The organism is Nonomuraea sp. NPDC049309, assembly GCF_043196965.1.
In the GTDB taxonomy this organism is placed as follows: domain Bacteria; phylum Actinomycetota; class Actinomycetes; order Streptosporangiales; family Streptosporangiaceae; genus Nonomuraea; species Nonomuraea fastidiosa.
In genome coordinates this window covers 520797-540389 of the sequence record NZ_JBICSH010000002.1, presented here as the reverse complement: position 1 = coordinate 540389, position 19593 = coordinate 520797, and the positions used below count along the sequence as shown (strand labels likewise).

Sequence of the window (19593 nt, the reverse complement as noted above, 5' to 3'; positions counted from 1 at the left end):
CGCGTGGTGGTGACCGGTGTGGTCCAAGATGATCCTCCTTAGTCGTGGAGCCCTACATTATACGGGTAGGGGGTATAAGGGAAATCTGCCGGGGTGACGAGTCCTATATGTTCCGTCGGCACCTCTTGAGGGCTGAACCAGAGCTGGCATCATGGCGCAGTGACTATGGGGCATAGTAGGGATCTTCAGTGGACGGTACTTCTGCTCACGGGGTTCGTGGTTGTGACGTTGGTCGCCGGCGTGCTGGTGCTTGGTGAGCCCGGCCGACCGACCGAGGCGCGTCCGCTTCGTGCGTGGGCTCCTCGGAATTCACCAGTTGCCGCGACCTCGGCCCCGCCGCAGGTGGCTGCGCTGAAGCGGTTACGGGAACCGCACCTGCTCGTGGTCGCCGACCGTTCGCTACCGATGGCGGTCATCGAGCGAGTTCGGCGGTGGAAGGACGTAGATTCTGCCGAGATCGTCGATGCGGCTCAGGCTGCCTTCGATGGCCGGAAAGTAGGCACCATCGGGGTGAACCCCTCCACTTTTCGTGCCTACACGCCCAAGCCGACGGCTGCCTCGGATGATCTTTGGCGACGTGTGGCCGGCGGAGAGATGGCTGTTTCGTTCAGTCTTGGGACCGACGGTGGCCTGGCGCTCGGGAAGAGGGTGGAAAGCCACGGGCAAGCCATACGTGTCGGCGCTCACGCCACCATGGGACTGGACGCCGTGGATGCGGTCGTGTCGCGGAGCATGGCCCGCGCGCTGGGCTTTCCTCAGAACAACGCGCTCTTGGTCAGCGCCCCGAAGGTGGATTCGGCCAAGATGCGGGACGCGCTGCGAAAAGTGCTGCCTCGCGGCACCCAGGTGGTCGTGCTCAAGCCCGCTTTCTCTCCGTCCCATCGCCAGCAGGTCCCGGCCGGCCGGGTGAACGTCGCCCTGACGGCAGCCGCCAGCAAGCTCGGAGCCCCGTATGTATGGGGTGCTGAGGGTCCCGATGCCTTCGACTGCTCAGGACTGATCCAATGGGCCTTCGCCCAGGCAGGTGTACGGCTGCCGCGCGTGACGCATCAGCAGTTCGCCAGCGGATCCCTTGTTCCCTTCTCCGAGATGCGTCCGGGTGATCTGATCTTCTGGCGCCTCGACCCGACCAATCCTGGCTACATTTCGCATGCGGCGATCTACTGGGGTGACGGAAAGATGATCCAAGCGCCGAGGACAGGGGACGTCGTCAGGATCGTTCCCGTTCACACGCGCAATCTCGCGGGGGTGGTGAGGGTGAGCAACTGATCACAACGGTGCGAGGCGGGCTCAATCTCCCGAGGCGACGGATCGTGGCAGGCGAAGGCCCTTGAGGGTGAGTGCGTTGACAGCGACGATGAAGCTCGATCCGGACATCGAGAGGGCGGCGATCTCGGGCCGCAGAACCAAGCCGAAGGCTGGCTCGAAGACGCCGGCAGCGATCGGCAGCGCGATCGCGTTGTAGCCGATCGCCCAGCCGAGATTCTGGCGCATCTTGCGCAGCGTCCCGCGACCGATGGCCAGCGCGGTGGGGACGTCGAGCGGATCCGAACGCATGAGCACCACATCAGCGGTCTCGATGGCGACATCGGTCCCTGCGCCGATGGCGATGCCCAAGTCAGCTTGGGCAAGTGCCGGGGCGTCGTTGACGCCGTCGCCGACCATCGCGATCTTACGCCCGCCACGCTGTAGTTCGGCGATCTTGGCTGCCTTGTCGCCGGGTAGCACCTCGGCGATGACCGTGTCGATGCCCAGTTGATCGGCGATGCGCCGGGCGGTGGCTTCATTGTCACCGGTCAGCATGATGACCTCGACGCCGGCCTCGTGGAGAGCGGCCACCGCGGCAGCCGAAGTGTCGCGGGGCGCATCGGCGATGCCGATCAACGCGGCCGCGCGCCCGTCCACGGCGGCGATCACCGCGGTACGCCCGCCTGCGGCCAGTTCCTCGCGTCGAGCGGCAAGCTCGCCCAGATCCAACCCCTCGGCCAGCATCAACTTCGTGTTGCCCACCACGACCCGATGCCCGTCCACCTGGGCCTTGGCGCCATGGCCGGGGACGTTCTCGAAATCGCGCGCCTGCCCGCCGTCCGGAGCATGTATGTCGGCATACCGGACCACAGCTTCGGCCAGGGGGTGCTCGGACTCGCGCTCTACAGCGGCCACCAGTCGCAGCAGTTCGGATTCCGCCATCCCCTCGACGATCACGTCCGTGACCTCTGGCTCGCCCTTGGTCAGCGTGCCGGTCTTGTCCATGACGACGGCCTGGATGCGAGCCGATGTCTCCAGTGCCATGGCGTTCTTGAACAGCACGCCACGTTTGGCGCCCAGACCCGTGCCGACCATGATCGCAGTGGGTGTTGCCAGCCCGAGCGCGTCCGGGCAGGTGATCACGACGACGGTGATGGCGAACAGCATCGCCGTAGCGGCGGTCGCACCCGCGAGCAGCCAGGCCGCCAGCGTGAGCGCGCCGCCGATGAGCGCGACGAAGACCAACCAGAACGCCGCCCGATCGGCCAGACGTTGTCCCGGGGCTTTGGAGTTCTGGGCCTGCTGGACGAGCTTGACGATCTGGGCCAGCGCGGTGTCGGCGCCGACCTTGGTGGCGCGCACCCGCAGCGTGCCATTTTTGTTGATGGTCGCGCCGACGACTTCGGTGCCCGGGGCCTTGTGCGCCGGCAGGCTCTCGCCGGTGACCATCGACTCGTCGACTTCGCTCTCGCCCTCGATGACCTCGCCGTCGACGGCGATCTTCGAGCCGGGCCGGACCAGCAGCACATCACCGACCACGACCTCGGCGGTGGGAATCTCCACCTGTTCGCCGTCGCGGATCACCACCGCCTTGGGCGGTGCCAGGTCGAGCAGCGCCCGGATGGCGTCGTTGGCGCCGCCCCTGGCCCGCATCTCGAACCAGTGCCCCAGCAGTACGAACGCCGCGAGTACGGTGGCCGCCTCGTAGAACACCTCGCCGCCACCGGTTAGCGTGATGTAGAGCGAATACAGCCAACCTGCGCCGATCGCCACGGCGACCAGCACCATCATGTCCAGCGTGCGTGCGCGCAACGCCCGTACCGCGCCGTCGAAGAAGATCCATGAGGAGTAGAAGATCACCGGCAGGCTGAGGATCAACGCCCACACGTCCTCGCGTAGCCCGAATGGCACCGGCACCTCAAGGCCGAACACTTCCCGACCGATCGGCGACCAGATCAGGATTGGGATGGACAGCACGGCCGCCACCAGGAACCGGTTGCGCATGTCGGCGACCATGGCCTCCATGGACATGGCGCCGTGGCCACCGTGCCCCATCATCTCGTGGGGTGCCGGGCCGGCTTCAGGCTCCGCACGGGGTGGCTCGCGCACCGCCTGCGCGGTGTGGTGGTCGGCGTGCTCACCTGAGGGGTCGGGCTCTGCCATGGGATCACAGACGTGCGATGGGACAGACTGCCCCGCGCAGTGGTAGCCGCATTCCTCCACCCAGCGTCGCAGCTCGGCCATGGACGTGACGCGGGGATCGAACACCACAGTGGCGGCTTGGCCGACCGGATTGACCTCGACCTCGACGACCCCGGGGCGTCGGCTCAGTACGGCGCGGACCACGTTCTGCTCCGTAGCCCACTGCAGCCCGCTCACGTCGAGAATTGCCGTACTGCGATCCTTGCTGGCCCCGGCGGTCATGATGTCCTCCATACCCGCCCCGGCAACTCCCATAGCGACCGTTGGGTCGGGTACTAAGATCTATCGTAGATTGTGAGGTGGCGAGAACTGCAGCCTGGCTCACACGCGTACGTGTGGCGGGGGTGCCAGGGAGATCCGCTCGGCCACCTTGGACTGGAAATGGGGACAACTGCTGAAGTCCTCGTGATCGCACTCGAGCGCGCAGTCGATCAGTTCGAGCGACGCCTGCGCTTCGGCGATGTGCCGGGCGAGCTCCGCCCTGCGCCGCAGCAGGACAGCGCGCCGTTCCGCCGCGTCAGAGGTGGCCATCATCTCGCGGATCTCGTCCAGGCTGAATCCGGCTTCCTTCGCACGGAGGATCACGGCTATCCGATAGAGGTCGTCGGGCCCGTACCGGCGGCGCTCGCCTTCTACTCTGGCCGGGGCGAGCAGGCCCATCGCCTCCCAATGGCGCAGGACATGAGTCGCCAGCCCGAATCGCTGTGCGATGTCACCGATGCTCATGGTCGCGGTTGACTTCATGTAGACATTAAGTCGCATGCTGGCTCGCATGTTCAAAACGACGGAACACATGGATTCACTCATCCAGCTGCTGGATGTCGTCGACGCGATGCCCGAGGCCGTCGCGTTGCGTGCGCGGTCGTACGAGTTGCTCGACCTCCCGGACGGAGCAGCCGTGGTCGACGTCGGCTGTGGCGCCGGGCGCGCGGTCGCCGAACTCGCGGAGCGAGGGAGGCGAGCCGTCGGCGTGGACGTCAGTGAGAAGATGATCGCAGTGGCCCGGCACCGCTGGCCCGGCGCCGACTTCAGGATCGGTGACGTGTTCGACCTGCCGCTTGACGATGGGGAAGTCGCCGGATATCGGGCCGAAAAGGTCTACCACGAATTCGCCGACGCCGCCGGGGCACTGCAGGAGGCGAAGCGGGTGCTCGCGCCCGACGGGCGGATCGTGCTCATCGGGCAGGACTGGGACGCCTTCATCATCGACTCCGACCACCCGGCGCTCACCCGGACGATCGTGCACGCACGTGCTGACATGACTCCCCATCCGCGGGCGGCCCGTCGTTACCGGAACCTGCTCCTGGAGGCCGGCTTCAAGGACGTCGAAGTGGAGGCGCATGTGGGCGTCTTCACCGATGCCACGATGTTGCCCATGCTCACGGGTGTCGCGGAAGGCGCCCGCACCGCCGGAGCCATCACGCCCGAACAGGAAGCGGTGTGGGTGACCGAACAGGAGGAGCGAGCGCGTGCCGGTCGTATGTTCTTGGCCCTACCGATCTTCGTTGCCACAGCACGGCGATCGCGGGAGTAAGACCAGGCACGGAGATGGCCTGCGCACGTAGCGGACTTCGCTGTTGTCAGGGCTGGACTGGGGCAGGTCGAGCCACCCGGCCGACCGATCTGGGCGAGTGAGACGCGTTTGCCATCAGGTCAGAGGAACAGGAACGAGTGGCAGTGATGGGCCAGGAAGGAGCCGATGCCTGGCACCAGCGCGACAACAGCGGGCCCTGCAAGTAGTGCGGCGACGGTGAGCAGACCCGTCAGACGCTCTCGCCGGCCGAGCGGCGCTTCGGGATGGAGCATGCGGCGCACGCGGGTGAGCGCCGTCTCCCCACCCGCGCCCAGCGTGAACGCCGGCGCGCGGCCGGTGGCCAGCCGGACCAGCGCCGCGGCGATCTGCGTGCGCGGGTGGCGACGGGCGGCGACGTCGTCGGCGAGCAGTTCGACCAGCCGCGCGATCTCCGTCCTGGCCCGCTCGAACAGCGGGACTCCCGGGAACGCCCTGGCCATGGTCTCGGCACCGGCCAGCACGAGGTGATGCCGCCCGCGCAGATGTGCCTGCTCGTGCTCCAGCACCGCGGCCACCTGCTCAGGGGCCAGGCTACGCAGGGCTCCCGTGGTGATCACCATCTGGCCGTGCCGGCCCGGGACGCAGTAGGCGAGTCGCTCGTCATGGTCGATCACGACGGCACCGAGATCGGTGTCGCGCCGGCCCAGCAGACCGAGCAGCGCCGCGTGCTCCCGCCGTTCCACAGCCGCCCTGTACAGGACGGCAGCGCCGCAGTAGGCGACCCGTCCCAGCACCGAGCCCGCCGCCACCAGGGCCGCCACACCCGCGAAAGTCAGCCCCTCGCCGGCGCTGAGCATGTCGGCACACGCCTCGAACAGACCGGCCAGGCCGTGTCCCACGACATCGGCGGGCACGGCAAAGGCCAGAGCAGCCAGCACCGTGGAGGCGACCACGGAGGCGATCGCCGCCTGCCAGACGGTGATCGCCAGCCGCGGCGCCCGCTCGGCCCAGCCTGCGGCCCGCCGCCCAAGCTTGGGCAGCCAGAGGGCGGCGACGACCGTGTAGAGCAGCAGGACCGCAGCCGCGATCATGCCGATCCGCCCCTGGGTGGGATCACCTGGAGCGCCGCTTCCAGCGCCGCGGCCTCCTCCGGCGTGAGCCGCTCCAGGAAGTGCACGAGAGTGGCGGCATGGTTGCCGCTGCCCGCCAACGCGCTGCGCATGAGGTCGGCGGTGTAGGCCTCCTTCGAGGCCACCGGCTCGTAGACGTAGGCCCGGCCGGCGGACTGCCGCTTGAGCAGGCCCTTGGTGTGGAGGTTGTCCATCACGGTCATCACGGTGGTGTAGGCGATCGTCCTGTCCTGCCGGAGATCTTCGAGCACGTCCCGGACGGTGGCCGGTCGCCGTCGGGCCCACATGCGATCCATGATCGTCGATTCGAGCTCACCGAGGCCGCGCATCATGCCGTCATGCTACCGGCGATCGTAGTCAGGATGTCGGGCGAGGGTTTGATCGCGCACCTGAGCCCGGGGAGGTTGACCGCGACAGAGCCAACGCGGATCCCGTTCTCCGCGAAGCCGTCAATCGGCTGGCTCGCTTCCGACTGGGTCTTTGTTCAGAGAAATGGCGAAGACGCATGCCGTAACAGCCGTGCCACCATGCAGCGGCGTGCCCCGACCCCAAAGTAACGGAGCCGGGGCACTGCTGTTCGTGACGCGGTTAGAGGGGCTGCCGGACAGCACCGCCTGCATTCGGCGCCGGCCACGGGAGCACGGGATTATCAGCGAAGCGTCGAAGGTCTTGGCGTCAATGTCGCGGAGGTCCTCCGGAGCCGGATGGCCTTCGAGATGCATGGCGCAGCTCTCCAGCGACGGGCGGGCGTAGAGCACCACCGCGGGTGCGGTGGGAGAGAGACCTACGGTCTCCTCTATGGGGTGCCGAGCGTGGGGCGAGCCGTCGTAGGCGATGTGGGTGGAGGGACATGGGATTCCCCTTTCGTGTGTGGAGCGTCATCTGTGGGAGGCGGTGACATCGTCAGCGGGCACGGCCGTGCGCTGGCTGCGCAGAGTGGCCGAGGCGAGCAGGGCGCCCGCGAGGGCGATGGCCGCGGCTCCGATGAACGCCGCGGAGAAGCCGTCGGTCAGGGCGGGCAGGTTGCCGAGCTGCCCGGAGCCGTTGGCGACGGCGACGGCGGTCATGGCCGCGAGGCCGAGTGCGGAGCCGACCTGGTAGCTGGTGTTGACGATGCCCGAGGCCAGTCCGCCCTCCTCGGGACGGGCGGAGGAGATGGCGGTGCCCAGGGACGGGATGAAGGCCAGCGACATGCCGAGCGCGGAGACGAGGCTGGCGGGCAGGACGTCCATCGCGAAGCTGCCGTTCGGGCTGATCAATGACAGCCAGGCCATGCCTCCGGCGAGCAGGAGCAGGCCGGTGACGGTGACGGCCTTGGGGCCGAAGCGGCCGATGGCCCGGGGCGCCAGGACGATCATGCCGATCATGATGAGGACGGTCATGGGCAGCAGCGCGGCGCCGCTGGGGAAGGCGCTGTAGCCGAGGACCTGCTGCAGATAGAGGTTGAGGAAGAACCACATCGGGATCCACGCCCCGCCCAGCAGCAGCTGGGTCAGGTTTGCCGCGGCGAGGTCGGGGGTGCGGAAGATGGACAGTCGCATCAGCGGTTCCCGGCGGCGGGCCTGGATGGCGACGAACGCGGCCAGCAGCGCCACGGCAACGGCCAGGACGATCCACGTCTCGGCGGAGCCCCAGCCGACCTCGGGTGCCCGGACGATGGCGTAGACGGCGGCGCCGAGGCCGAGAGTGACGGTCAGCGTGCCGAACACGTCGATGGAGCCGCGCTGGGACTGCGCGGCGGGCATCAGCGGACCGGTGGCCAGGAGCGCGACGAGGGCGATGGGGATGTTGATGTAGAAGACCCAGGGCCAGCTCAGGTACTCGGTGATGACACCGCCGAGGAACACTCCCGCGGTGCCGCCCGCGGGCGCGGCGGCGCCGTACAGGGCCAGGGCCTTGGTGAGCTCTTTGGGATCGTGGCCGAAGAGCATCATGAGCAGGGTGAGCGCGGACGGCGCGATGAGCGCGGCGCCGATGCCCTGCACGGCGCGCCCGGTCAGCTCGACCCACACCTCGGGCGCGATGCCGGCGACCAGTGAGCCGGCGAGCAGGACGAGCCAGCCGGTGCCGAACAGCCGACGGGCGCCGAACAGGTCGGACAGACGGCCGCCGAGCAGGAGAAGGCCGCCGAAGGCGACGACGTAGGCGTTGAAGACCCAGGACAGGTTCTCCTGGGAGAAGCCGAGGTCCTCCTGCATGCGGGGGAGGGCCACGCCGATGATCGACGTGTCCATGATGACGATGAACTGGGCGGTGGCGATCAGGGCCAATGCGGCCCAGCGCCGGGGGGATGGTCCGGACATGAGCTTCTCCTAAACAGTACGGGGGGAGGGTATATAGCGCCGACAAGAAGCCGTTGATGTCAGCGGCGCCAATACCCGTAGGGGGTATGTCCAGGGAAGGTATATACACCCCGGGGGTATGTCAAGCGGCGTGACGCGCAGGTGTGTCCGAGTGCGCAACGGCAGGCGACTGCAGCGGGTCCAGCGGCTCAGCGAGGGGGCAGCGTGACGGGGACTTCCGCAACAACCTGCTCCTCGTCTGGCTGACAAGCACGTTCATTCGATGTCCACAGTGCGCTCAGGGATGCGGGGCGAATCGGCCTGTGCCGGAAGAGGCCGCGCCCGTGCTGATGATGCTGTCGCTGCTCTCCAGCCTCGAGGAATCCCCGCAGCCGTAGCCGCGCTTGGGCCAGCACGGTCGCCTCCTGCTGTGGCGGCCAATCGTCATGTGCGGGCTTACCTACGGTTACCCAATGACACTCGCCGAGAGACTGAGACCAATTGGTCTCAGCACGCTGAACGAGAGCCAGGTACGCGAGCTTCTTCCCGTAGCGGACCGCCACGGCTAGGGCGCTGCCGTCCTGGTCTACGAGACGGTCGTCGAGGCCGATGGGACACGAGTCACAGCCGCGGTCCTCAAGTCGGCGGCTCAGATCGTGGTAGCAGCTCCTCAGTTCGATCCGGTCGCGGCGGCCGCCCAGATTCGGGCCTACCTTGCCGGTAAACTCCACACCGACCCGCCGACGGCGGACGCGGATGAGCAGTTCGCGGTAGAGACCGAACGTCTTCGGAAGACCTTCGCCCGCACGATCCAGCGGCCGGCATTCCTGTCGTACGCCCGGGCTCATCCTGACCGGGCCCGTGCTGTGGTCGTTGAGCTCCGTGCGCTGCTGGACGACATCGAGAAGGCGACGGCCGAGTCCGAGAGCAGGATTGACCGTTCACCACGCTGAAGGATGCCCTGGCGCCTCCATCCGGGAAGCGTCAGGGCTCCGCTCTGTCTGCGCAGCGGCCGCGCCCGCACGCTTGGCCTTCTCCAGGCGTCTGACGCACTTGCCCAGCCGTTCCTGTGCTTTCGCGGAAAGACCTGGCGCGTCCATCACTTGATCGAGCACATACGCGGCCTCAGAGAGATGACCGTGGTCGATCATCCAGTAGATGAGTTCGTCGGTGCCGAACCAGTTGCCGTTGCGCCAGTAGGCCGTCAGCGCGTCGCCGAGGTCCGTAGCCATACGGCGTTCCGGGGCGGAGATCTCAGGTGGCGGGTCGGGGGAGTCACCGTTGATGCCGCGGCTGCTGGTCTTTGTCTTGAACCGTGCCCAAATCCCGCCCATCTGTGCCCCTCGCCGTCGGGTACGAGACATGTGCCATCGAACCGGACAATATGAAGCCGCTCGCTGAGACGGCTAGGCACGGCTGGCTGGCGTCTGGGCGATGTTGTGCTGACCAGTCCGATCATGCGGGGTCCCATTGGGCGTGGTGTCGTGCCGACAGCAGGAGGCCTGAGGACCGACGTAAAGCGCACCCTGGTATGGGGCGTGATGTTCGCATGTCTTGTGGGTTCGCATGTTCGCTCAATGGGTGCCGCCTGGCGGCGGCTGACGGGACCGGCCCCAGGCCGCAGCCCGGCCGAGCGACCGCGTATTGGTAGGTGCTACCACGTCAGCACGCCCGCGTGCCGACACGCCAGCATGCCGGATCACGAGCGCCCCCAGCCCGTACGGCCGGCACCGAAGTGGGGGCGATCGTGAGGCCTCAGCCACTCACCAAGCGGCCTGCGGAATCGCAGATACCTTGGTCCATTCCGTGTTTTTGATCTTGCTCGTGTCCGTCAGGTCGTCATGCCAAGAGTTGAGCGCCAGGTTCGTGACAGTGGGAACGACAAGTCGGTGACGGTGACTCGCGTCAAGTTGATGGCAGTGGGGCTTACGCGCAGTGATCTCCTGCAGGAGGCTGGTCGAGTTCGATGGTGACGGATCCGACCATGGCTTGCCTCCGGTGTCGCTGCCGTACCGCTGCTCCTGGACGTGTTGCCCGTCGTCGAGGCGTGGCCGGCGCCACCAAGGCGAGCCGATCGGGTGCGGTCCATAGCGGTCGCCCGCCGTACGTCCCTGCCGGTCATGCAGGATCGCCGGTTGGGTCGTGAGCCTTGCTGAGTTACCAGGACGCCCAGTTGGTGATGATGGCCTGTAGTGGTCCGTCCCAGTGGTGGCGGTTGATGGTGCCGTTGGTGTCGAGCAGGGGCACTTCGGCCAGGCCGAAGGCGTGACATGCCTCGTTGGCGACCAGCGCGGCCGCCGAGATCAGGCCCGGTCCATCGGTGGCGAGATCGTCGAGCGGGGCGAAGACGTCACCGACGGCACGGTGGGTCGGTGACAGACGCGCGTAGTCGCCGTAGCTTGTGTTGGACGTCAGCTGGATCTCGCGGAGAGGGTCACGGCGAGGGAGATCGATACCGGAGTCGCCGACCTCGTCGGTGTCTGCCAGCAGGCTCAGTCTGATCGCAGTGACGCCGCCGGCAGCTGTGCGATCGCGTGCGTGGCGGCCGAGGTGCCGCAGGCCCGACAGCAGGTACCAGACCAGCTCCTGGACGAGAACTTGGATCGTTTCACCGGTCTGGTCCTCGCGTAGCAGCGAGATGAGGAACGATCCCGACCCGTCGGTGTGCAGTTCGCTGTACACGGCGATGATGGGATCTCCGAGGATCGCGGTGAGTCGGCCGGGGGCGACGCCCACCTGTTGGAAGGTTCTGTCGAGTCCGATCAGCACCGGTTCGGCAGCCTGGGCGCGCCGGAGCTCCTGCAGGGCCGCCTGATTGATCACGAGCCTTCCAGCGGTCTCTGGAACGACGGTCACGACCAGGTTGGGCCGCGCCGGCTCCTTCCGGTAAAAGCCATACTCCGGAGTCCGCGGCCCCAACCCGTGGTGAGGTTCCTGCGGCGGGTCTGGGAGGGTTGAGCCGTCACGTTCTGCGTAGGCCTCGACGCATTCGATTTCCACGGCGTTCAGCCGGTCGTGGACGGATCGTCCGGTGATGAAGCGGTCACGGTAGCGGGTAGCGACTTCGGGTTCGAGCATCCAGCGGGTGGCGGCGCCGTTGCGGATGGGGAAACGCAACCAGCCGTCGCGGTGGTGGGTCTTGTCCCGGGTGTCCAGGAGCGCGTGGGGGGCCAGGCCACTGCGCTCCACCAGAACCAGCAGGACGCCGTGACCCGGGTCGTCGGGGTCCTCAACGGCAAGGATGTCGACCCGCAAGGGGTGAGGGGACACGTTCAACAGCACGTCATACAGCCGGCGCAGCTCACCGTCGCTCACTTCGACCTTGGTCACTTCTTGAGGGAGAGCTCGCTGGCCGTCTTCCTTCATGCCGATAACCAGGAGTCCGCCGCGGTCGTTGGCCATGGCCACGACGTCCTTGCAGAATTCGACCTTCTGCTCGTCGTTCTTGGCGTGAACCCGTTCCTTGTAGTCCAGGTCGGCCGCTTCGGCTGCTTCCTCACGCCCGATCAGCGCGATGACGTCCGCGAAGACCACCTGATCAAACCGCTTACCGAACAGCGCTTCAAGACGCGCAGACCGAAACATGTCGCCACGCTAGCGAAGCCGACCTTGGGTCTGGGGAGGTGTCCGGGAGAAGGGCCGCCTCTTTGGGGCGTCGTGGTGACGGCGCGCAGGGAAGGTCGACCCCTTCGCCTGCTAAGGGGCAGCGTGGGAACGTGCGTTACGGAGGGCACGCGAGCGGTGCGCCCACCCCGCGGGACCTGGGGCTGCGAAGCCACCAGCGCATCGGACATCAGCCGGGCAGGTGCTCGGGGGGCAATGGCTGGGAGGACGGTCAGACGGGCAGTCCTGACCCAGTCGTGCCGGTGTTCAGGTGATACACAGGAGGTCCGGGGCTCCGGCCCGGTGGGCGCCAGCGCCCGCTGCACGCTGATCCTCACGGCGCGAGGACGCCGAGGCGGTCGGCCGCCTCGATCACCTCACTGAGCAATCGGCGGGGGCCTCGGTCCACGAGCACGTGCCGAAAGCTTGGTGGCCGAGGTGCCCGCAGCCGGCTGGAAGCGCATCTCGGCCGGCCAGGGCGCCAAAGGGCCGTGCCTATATGACTGGGCGATGGCCACCTTGCCCATCATCCGCGAACCGGAGGAGGGGTATGAGCGGTGGATCCTCATCCGCCGCAGCATCGCCCACCCTGAGCAGGTGGCCTTCTATCTCGGCTTCGGCCCGGCCGACACCACCATCGATGAGCTGGTGAAGGTTGCCGGGAGTCGCTGGGCTGTTGAGGAGTGTTTCCAGAGCGCCAAGACCGAGGTCGGCCTGGATCAGTACCAAGTCCGCCGCTATGACGCCTGGTATCGGCACATCACCTTGGCCATGATCGCCCACGCCTATCTCGCCGTGACTGCGGCAAACAGCCGACCGGAACGAATCAGGACGGCCTCGTCCCCCTCTCGATGGGAGAGGTCCGGCGTCTACTGGCACACATGATCACACGCCCACCAGACCTTGATCAAATCCGGGCGTGGTCGCATTGGCGTCGGCGCCACCAATACACCGCCCAGATCAGCCACTACCGCCGAAGACAGCCAAAGATCACAAAGTGATGCTGGAGTACTAGTGGGCGCACGCTGTCGGAAGAGGTGGTCGCGAGGGTTCATAGCCAGGCGGGGTGGCGGCGTGGAGCAAGTCGAAATCGTGAATCGCTTCGCGACCAGGGTGGCCAGTGCCCACGTGAACGGTCATAGCGATCTGGCGGGGCAGCCGCCGCGGGTCATCGCCGGCCTCGGAAGCAGGGTTTCCGGAGGTTCGGGGATACGCGCGGCAGAGTCCGGACTGCGCGTGAGTCGCCTAGCTCTTGCCAATACATGGCAATCTGCGACTATCATCGCATTATGGCGATTGATCCTGAGGGTGGCCGGTGTCTCAATGCCGAGATCGCCGCTGGCATCGCTCCGGCGGCGGCCCTGTTCCACTCCCTGGCAGATGAGACTCGGCTGCGTATTGTTGCCCGCTTGGCCCGTGGCGAGGCTCGGGTGGTAGATCTCACCACTCAACTGGGGTTGGCCCAGTCCACCGTGTCAAAGCACCTGGCCTGCCTGCGCGACTGCGGCCTGGTCGACTACCGCGCCGTGGGCCGGCAGTCCTTCTACAGCCTGACCCGCCCCGAGCTGATGGACCTGCTCTCCTCCGCCGAGCAACTGCTGGCCGCCACCGGGCACGCGGTCGAGCTGCGCCCCGTCCCGCCAGACGACCATGGTTCCGCCGTGATCGGACAGGCGGGGGCCGGCCAGTGACGAGCCGACAGCTCCCCGACGTGACCGGCCCTGCCGCTCGGCGGGCAGTGGGATACGCGCGATTCACCATCGGCTACAACATCGTCGAAGGCGTCATCGCGATCGCCGCCGGCGCGGCGGCCTCGGCCATCTCGCTCATCGGTTTCGGCATCGACTCAGGGATCGAGGTGGCGGCCGCCGCGGTGGTGCTGACCCGGCTGCTGGCCGAGATCCGCGGGGGCGAGCCGGACCCGGTGAAGGAGCGGCGGGCGCTGAAGTTCATCGCGATCACGTTCTTCGCGCTGGCCGCCTATGTCGTCTTCGAGGGCGTCCGTGACCTGCTCGGCGGCGAGGCACCGGACACCTCCATCGTCGGCATCGTGCTGACCGGTGCCTCCATCGTCATCATGCCGTGGCTCGCGCGGCTCAAGCGCAAGGCCGGACAGGAGATGAACTCCCGCCTCGTGATCGCTGACGCGGCAGAGACGAAGCTGTGCGCCTGGCTGAGCGTGTCCACCTTCGCCGGCCTGGTCGCCTACGCCACGTTCGGCTGGACGTGGCTGGACCCGGTAGCCGGGTTCGTCATCGCCGCGTTCGCCGTCATGGAGGGCAAGGAAGCGTGGGAAGGCGAACTCGTAGAAGACGACGATGACGATGATGACTGACCTCGGCTGAGGTTCGCCGCGACGAACCGGCATAGTGGCCGTCACCCGCTCGACCCGTTCGGGGCTTTTCTGGAATTGTCATCCCGCGAGGGGAGCCCCGTCCGGCTCGCCAGGTTCGGCGCCGACTACGCCGAGTCCCGCGCGGCTGTGCCGCGCTGGTTGCCACGCCTACGCCCGTGACGGCCTTCGGCCCCGCGGCGGTGCGAGTAGCCGCCGACGGAGCTCGTCGGTGATCCGCCATCGGAGTTAGCGCTGTTGGAGCACACCGCAGGCGATACGGCCGCCGGAGTCACCTGTCTTGAGGGTGTCGGCGTCGGGACCTGTCTTCCCATCCGCTTGGCGGTAGCGATCCGGGATATGGGCCTGGTTGTCCGGCCCGGCATGAATGATGACGGCGCTGCCATCGCGATCGAACAGCTGCTTCACGCGGAATCGATCAGTGGCAGCGGATGCGACGCCTGTACCGTCCGCGCTCACCAGGAGGGCCGGCAAGTCGCCGGTGTGGTCAGGATGGGAGCCGGAGCCGAGGTCGAAGTGGCCGCCCGCGCTGAAGAACGGGCTCCCGGTGGATGGATCGGTGGATCTGGGATCGCACACACCTTTGGTGTGGATGTGAAAGCCGTGATAACCGGCCGGGATGTTGCTCACGCTGACGGTCACTTTCGATGTAGTGGAATTCAGTGCCTCAACGCGGAGCCGGCCGACGTTCTCGCCTTCTGTGCTCTTGATGAGGGCCTCGGCCGCCGGCTGCTCCTGCATCCTCTCGGCCGTCCCGGTGACGGCGATGCCGGCCGTTCCCACGCCCAACGTGGCAGCTAGAGCCAGATGAACTTTCCCAGGCATGACAACCCCCCGTACCTGGTTGTCCCTCCATGTCCCAGCTAAGGTCCTGGACCTGTTACCCCTCAGGTCGAGTCCCATTCACACCGCCCTCCGAGACGAGCGCGGTCTCTCTGAGGTCGGCACCTTCATCCGTCGGTCACGGTGCGGAGGCCGGGCGGCAACCGATGCCATCGGTCCGGGCTTCGATCCGCTCGGTGATCATCGGGCCCTGCGGGGGTCCACTCATGTAGCGCTGGATTGTGTCGTGAACGTCCTCGCGATCAGAGCGGCGTCCTCGCCGACCCAGCCCAGCAGAGCCGATCCGCGGCTTCGCTGGTAGGGCAGCCCGAGGTAGGCCAGGCGGGGCACCGGGCTGAGGCCTCCGGTGTGCCGAGGGAGCCCATCGGCCAAGGCGCCGGGGACGCGGATCCAGCTGTAGTCGGGTCGATAGCCGGTGGCCCAGATGACGGCAGAAGGCTTTGCCGTGTGCCCGTTCGCCGTTCGCAGCGCAGGGCCGTCTGCCGAGACGATCCGGTCGATGATGCTTACTCCCAACCGTCTCAGGTGTCGCGGCCCGGCGCCGATCAGGGGGTCTCGGTCGCGGACGAGGCGGCCCAGCCGGCCGGTGACGGGCGCGCGTACCAGGCCGAGGGCTTGGAGCCAGGTGAAGACGTCGGCGCCGAGGATGCGCTGGGGCAGCACCGGTTGGCGTTTGCCGAGCGAGATCGTGACGGGTCGGGCGGCGGCCAGTTCGGCGGCGATCTGCACGCCGGAGTTGCCGCCGCCGACCACCAGTACGGGACCGTCGGGCAGTTGTCGCGGGTTGCGGTAGTCGGCGCTGTGCAGGCTGATGATTTCGTCCGAGAGTGGAAGGGCAGGGATGTGGGGTTGCTGGAAGGGACCGGTCGCGACCACGACTCCGTCAGCGGTGAGAGTGCCGTGGTTGGTGGTGGCTTCGAATTTTCCGTCCGGGGCCAGGCGCAGCTCGGTCACGGTGGTGCCGAGGCGGACGGGCAGGTCGAAGCGGCCCGCGTACGCCTCCAGGTAGTCGGCCACCTCGTCTTTGCTGGGGTATCCATCTCCGCCGGGGAGCGGCATGCCGGGCAGTGAGCTCAGGCGGGCGGGAGTGAACAGGCGAAGGGAATCCCACCGGCACCGCCACGACTCTCCGATCCGTGAGTGCGTCTCCAACAGGACTACGTCCTGTCCGGCAATGCGGAGCGCGCGGCCGGCCGCGAGCCCCGCCTGACCAGCGCCGATCACGATAATCACGAGGTCAAGCCTGCCTGGACGTAAGGCAGCGGGGCTTGAACGAACCTGCTAGGAAAGCCACCGGACTTCGGCGGCCAGGAACGACGGCGCGGCTCCCATCATCCTGCGGACCGCCCTGGTCAGGTGGGCGGCATCGGAGAAGCCCGCCGTGTGCGCAGCCTCGGTCAGCGTGGCGCCGTCCGACAGCGACGACAGCGCCGCGCCCAGCCGTACCCACAGTACATACGGCCGGAACGGCAGCCCGAACTCCTCCTTGAACAAGTGGGACAGGCGGCTTTCCGACATGTGCACGGTGCGTGCTACGTCCGCGAGACGCGCCTGTCCGGGCAGCATGGCCGCGACGATCCGCACGGCGTCGTTGAGCGCGGGATGTCGCGGAGGCGGGGTGGTCGCTCCCAACACGTGGTCGACCAGCGCCGTCAGTGAGGGCAGGCCCCGGTCGGAGGGAACCTCCACCTCGACGCGCCAGGCTGCGGCCGAGCCCGGTGGCGGGAAGCCGGCCGACTGATCGGTCTGCGCCGGGTCGATCAGGGCCAGCAGCCCGTCACTCGTACCCCGGACGATGGCATGCGGAGTGTTGGCCGGGATGAGCGCGGCCGGCATGGCGTGTGCTTCGCCATCGGCGCCGCGCAGGATCAACTCCTCACCGATCAGGAGCTGTACGGCGTGGTGGGCGTGCAGGTCGGCGGCGCCGATCTGGCCGCCGTAGTAAAGCCGTCCCGGCCGGATCGCCGCCCACCCGCGCCATCTCGCTGTCACGGGGTGCATCAGCGGTTCACCAGGTCGGTGTCGGCCGCATCACGACCCTGCCCGCTGGTCGGTGGTGCAGCAGCCGTCGGCGCAGCCCTGCGCGGTGGATCCCGCGTTGGCGGCGGCCAGCGGGTTGGGCGCGCAACAGGCGTCGCCACGCCAGGCTTCGCGGCCTTCCTTGATCGCGACGGCGGCGATGATCAACGCGGCGATCGGGTCCGCCCAGGACCAGCCGAACAGGCTGTTGAGTGCCAGACCCACCAGCAGGACCGCCGAGAGGTACGTGCACAGCAGGGTCTGCTTGGAGTCCGCGACAGCGGAGGCGGAGCCGAGCTCGCGACCGGCACGGCGCTGGGCGTACGACAGGAACGGCATGATCATCAGCGAGAGTGCGGCCAGGATCAAGCCGGGAGTGGAGTGCTCGGCCTCGCCGACGCCGAGCAGAGCACGGACGGCATCGAAGGTGACGTAGGCGGCGAGCGCGAAGAACGAGATGGCGATGATGCGCAGTGCGGTCTTCTCGCGCTTCTCGTGGTCGGTAGCTGAGAACTGCCAGGCGACCGCGGCGGCTGAGGCGACCTCGACGACGGAGTCCAGGCCGAAGCCGATCAACGCGGCGGAAGAGGCGATGGTCCCTGCGGTGATGGCGACGGCCGCCTCGATGACGTTGTAGGTGATGGTGGCGGCGACCAACAGCCGGATCTTACGCGTCAGGGCGGTGCGGCGGGCGGGGCTGAGGCCCAAGGTGATGTCGGTCATCAGCAGCAGTCCTTGGTGGCTGCGTCGGGGCAGGTGGCGTCGGCGGCGATGGTGACCACAGCGGTGCGCAGGTCGTCCAGGGCATGGCCAAGTCGCGGATCGGCCAGCTCGTACCTGGTGCGGCGGCCCTCGGGGACGGCGACGACGAGGCCGCAGTCGCGCAGGCAGGCCAGGTGGTTGGACAGCCTTGTACGGGAGACGCCCAGCAGTTCGGCGAGGTCGGCCGGGTAGGCGGGAGCGTCGCGCAGCGTGATGAGGATGCGGCAGCGGATCGGGTCGGCCAGGGCGCGACCGAAGCGAGCCAGCACCTCGATCTCGGGGGCGATCGTCAACATGCTGCCATAGTACATGGATTTCTGAATTCAGAAAGTCGTGGACTCATGACCGTGGACCTCTGGCCCGGTACGTCGCCGGCGACGAAGGAGGGGGAGAGGGACGGTCAGGGACGCTGGTCGGTCGGGGCGCTGGCGGTGGGGGCGGACGGAGCGCCGGCCAAGGTGCTGAGCAGGTGGTTCCGCTGGCGAAGGGTCAGATCGCCGATATCGGTGTCGGCGTCGACCCCGGCCTTCTCGAGTGTCTGGGTGATGGTGTCGGCGCTTCGGCCGGGCAGGGCCCGCAGCACCCATCCGATGGGTGCGTCGATGGTGGTGGGATCGGTACGCGACAGCAGGGCGTGCAGGCTGAGCCGTCCGGCCGCGACGGCCTCGCGCAGTTGGCTCCTGCTGGTCGATGAGGTCGGGAGCGGGGCGGCGACCGGCGTGCGGGTGGGCGGAGGCGCGGTGGTGCGAGGGGCGTCCGTGTGAGCGCTGGCGGTGGTGAAGGGTGCCGTTCGGTCGGCCAGCAAGACTTGCGCGGCGGCCAGCAGACCGCCCACGGCGAGCGTGATGGCGGCGACGGGGACCAGGCGGCGCCGTGGGAGGCGGCCGTCGGCGCGTGCTATCTGCAGTCCGATGACGGCGGTGCGCAGGAGCACCCCAGCAAGGATGGCGAGCAGGATGGGCAAGCTCTCGGGAGGCAGGGTAATGACCTCGGCCAGCACGACGCCCGCCGCGGGACTGAGGCAGGCGGCTACCAGCCATGGCGCGAGCGGCTTTCGCGCCAGGTCCAGCAGCGCGGTGAGGGCCAGGCCTTCGCTGGCGGAGTGCACCATGAGGGCGGCCACGACGACAGCCGACAGGGCCAGCGCCAGAGTGGTGCCTTCGATCATGCGGTGCAGGGTCAGCGCGCCGGCGGTGCCCACGCCGCCGAACACCGCGGCGCTGACCGCGTGCTTGACCCGGCGGTGCAGGCCGGGTGCGTGCCGGCGGGGCCTGCCAACCCTGGTGTGCTGGTGACCGCAGCCTTTGCGGGTGAAGTACGTGATGACGGCGAAGCCGAACAGTCCCGCCAGGGCGATCGCCCAGATCGGTACGCCGGTGGCGACGGCCTCCTGCCATGCCTCGGGCAGCAGCTCGGTCAGCGCGGTGATGAGCATCAACGCGGAGGCGATGGCCAGCCACAGACCGATCTTGGGCGCGTTCCGCCGGGCCAGCCAGGCGCCGGCCAGCGTGGACACCACGATCAGGGCTACGGCTGCCCAGGAGCTCCAAGCGGGAAGGTCGGCGTTCATTGACGGGTGTGCCAGGGCCCACAGCGTTTGCGGTGCTGGTCCCTCCAGTGCCAGGGACATGGTGGTGG

General features: G+C 67.9%; 19 protein-coding genes. 6 read left to right on the top strand and 13 right to left on the bottom strand.

Features of this window, described 5'->3' with window-relative positions; all coding sequences use genetic code 11:
• Window positions 1-222 precede the first annotated feature (222 nt).
• Window positions 223-1269, top strand: coding sequence for a C40 family peptidase (locus ACGFIM_RS16445; protein WP_393200795.1), 1047 nt, complete (start codon window positions 223-225; stop codon window positions 1267-1269).
• Between the two features lie 21 nt (window positions 1270-1290).
• Here the strand turns inward: ACGFIM_RS16445 and ACGFIM_RS16440 are convergent, their stop codons facing one another.
• Together ACGFIM_RS16440 and ACGFIM_RS16435 are read right to left on the bottom strand one after the other, a co-directional pair.
• Complete coding sequence (locus tag ACGFIM_RS16440) at window positions 1291-3684, bottom strand: heavy metal translocating P-type ATPase (protein ID WP_393200793.1); 2394 nt, start codon at window positions 3682-3684, stop codon at window positions 1291-1293.
• Between the two features lie 87 nt (window positions 3685-3771).
• On the bottom strand, window positions 3772-4176 hold the full coding sequence (locus tag ACGFIM_RS16435; RefSeq protein ID WP_393200791.1) for a MerR family transcriptional regulator: 405 nt from the start codon (window positions 4174-4176) through the stop codon (window positions 3772-3774).
• A gap of 46 nt (window positions 4177-4222) precedes the next feature.
• Here ACGFIM_RS16435 and ACGFIM_RS16430 point away from each other — a divergent pair, with 46 nt between their 5' ends.
• Window positions 4223-4984: a methyltransferase domain-containing protein gene (locus ACGFIM_RS16430; RefSeq protein WP_393200789.1), complete on the top strand. Its 762-nt coding sequence runs from the start codon at window positions 4223-4225 to the stop codon at window positions 4982-4984.
• 119 nt (window positions 4985-5103) lie between these two features.
• Here the strand turns inward: ACGFIM_RS16430 and ACGFIM_RS16425 are convergent, their stop codons facing one another.
• The 3 genes from ACGFIM_RS16425 to ACGFIM_RS16415 form a co-directional block, all read right to left on the bottom strand.
• Window positions 5104-6054, bottom strand: a complete 951-nt coding sequence (locus ACGFIM_RS16425; protein ID WP_393200787.1) for a M56 family metallopeptidase — start codon at window positions 6052-6054, stop codon at window positions 5104-5106.
• Window positions 6051-6422: a BlaI/MecI/CopY family transcriptional regulator gene (locus ACGFIM_RS16420; RefSeq protein WP_393202572.1), complete on the bottom strand. Its 372-nt coding sequence runs from the start codon at window positions 6420-6422 to the stop codon at window positions 6051-6053. Before ACGFIM_RS16420 ends, ACGFIM_RS16425 begins: the two co-directional genes overlap by 4 nt.
• A gap of 549 nt (window positions 6423-6971) precedes the next feature.
• A complete protein-coding gene (locus tag ACGFIM_RS16415) occupies window positions 6972-8396 on the bottom strand; it encodes an MFS transporter (RefSeq protein ID WP_393200785.1) in 1425 nt (474 codons plus the stop codon).
• A 635-nt stretch (window positions 8397-9031) separates the two neighbouring features.
• Here ACGFIM_RS16415 and ACGFIM_RS16410 point away from each other — a divergent pair.
• Window positions 9032-9328, top strand: coding sequence for a hypothetical protein (locus ACGFIM_RS16410; protein WP_393200783.1), 297 nt, complete (start codon window positions 9032-9034; stop codon window positions 9326-9328).
• Here the strand turns inward: ACGFIM_RS16410 and ACGFIM_RS16405 are convergent.
• Window positions 9317-9709, bottom strand: coding sequence for a hypothetical protein (locus ACGFIM_RS16405; protein WP_393200781.1), 393 nt, complete (start codon window positions 9707-9709; stop codon window positions 9317-9319). The genes ACGFIM_RS16410 and ACGFIM_RS16405 overlap by 12 nt on opposite strands.
• Window positions 9710-10532: 823 nt before the next feature.
• Window positions 10533-11960 (bottom strand): helix-turn-helix domain-containing protein, encoded by a 1428-nt coding sequence (locus ACGFIM_RS16400; protein ID WP_393200779.1) that lies wholly within the window; start codon window positions 11958-11960, stop codon window positions 10533-10535.
• Window positions 11961-12407: 447 nt separating this feature from the next.
• Between ACGFIM_RS16400 and ACGFIM_RS16395 the strand changes: the two genes are divergently transcribed.
• The 3 genes from ACGFIM_RS16395 (at window position 12408) to ACGFIM_RS16385 (ending at window position 14313) form a co-directional block, all read left to right on the top strand.
• Window positions 12408-12863 (top strand): hypothetical protein, encoded by a 456-nt coding sequence (locus ACGFIM_RS16395; protein WP_393200777.1) that lies wholly within the window; start codon window positions 12408-12410, stop codon window positions 12861-12863.
• A 404-nt stretch (window positions 12864-13267) separates the two neighbouring features.
• The gene (locus ACGFIM_RS16390; protein WP_393200775.1) at window positions 13268-13669 is read left to right on the top strand and encodes an ArsR/SmtB family transcription factor; all 402 of its coding nucleotides are present in this window, start codon (window positions 13268-13270) and stop codon (window positions 13667-13669) included.
• A gap of 47 nt (window positions 13670-13716) precedes the next feature.
• Window positions 13717-14313: a cation transporter gene (locus ACGFIM_RS16385; protein ID WP_393200773.1), complete on the top strand. Its 597-nt coding sequence runs from the start codon at window positions 13717-13719 to the stop codon at window positions 14311-14313.
• 246 nt (window positions 14314-14559) lie between these two features.
• On the opposite strand, the gene ACGFIM_RS16380 is transcribed toward ACGFIM_RS16385, so the two are convergent.
• The 6 genes from ACGFIM_RS16380 to ACGFIM_RS16355 all read right to left on the bottom strand — a co-directional run bounded on the left by ACGFIM_RS16380 (window position 14560) and on the right by ACGFIM_RS16355 (window position 19585).
• Window positions 14560-15114, bottom strand: a complete 555-nt coding sequence (locus ACGFIM_RS16380) for a superoxide dismutase family protein (protein ID WP_393202570.1) — start codon at window positions 15112-15114, stop codon at window positions 14560-14562.
• A 264-nt stretch (window positions 15115-15378) separates the two neighbouring features.
• On the bottom strand, window positions 15379-16407 hold the full coding sequence (locus ACGFIM_RS16375; RefSeq protein WP_393200771.1) for a flavin-containing monooxygenase: 1029 nt from the start codon (window positions 16405-16407) through the stop codon (window positions 15379-15381).
• A 48-nt stretch (window positions 16408-16455) separates the two neighbouring features.
• The gene (locus ACGFIM_RS16370; RefSeq protein ID WP_393200769.1) at window positions 16456-17166 is read right to left on the bottom strand and encodes a helix-turn-helix transcriptional regulator; all 711 of its coding nucleotides are present in this window, start codon (window positions 17164-17166) and stop codon (window positions 16456-16458) included.
• A gap of 39 nt (window positions 17167-17205) precedes the next feature.
• Entirely contained in the window at window positions 17206-17916 is a 711-nt protein-coding gene (locus tag ACGFIM_RS16365) for a cation transporter (RefSeq protein ID WP_393200767.1), read from the bottom strand.
• The gene (locus ACGFIM_RS16360; RefSeq protein WP_393200765.1) at window positions 17916-18251 is read right to left on the bottom strand and encodes an ArsR/SmtB family transcription factor; all 336 of its coding nucleotides are present in this window, start codon (window positions 18249-18251) and stop codon (window positions 17916-17918) included. Before ACGFIM_RS16360 ends, ACGFIM_RS16365 begins: the two co-directional genes overlap by 1 nt.
• Window positions 18252-18355: 104 nt before the next feature.
• Complete coding sequence (locus tag ACGFIM_RS16355) at window positions 18356-19585, bottom strand: hypothetical protein (protein WP_393200763.1); 1230 nt, start codon at window positions 19583-19585, stop codon at window positions 18356-18358.
• Between the last annotated feature and the right edge of the window lie 8 nt (window positions 19586-19593).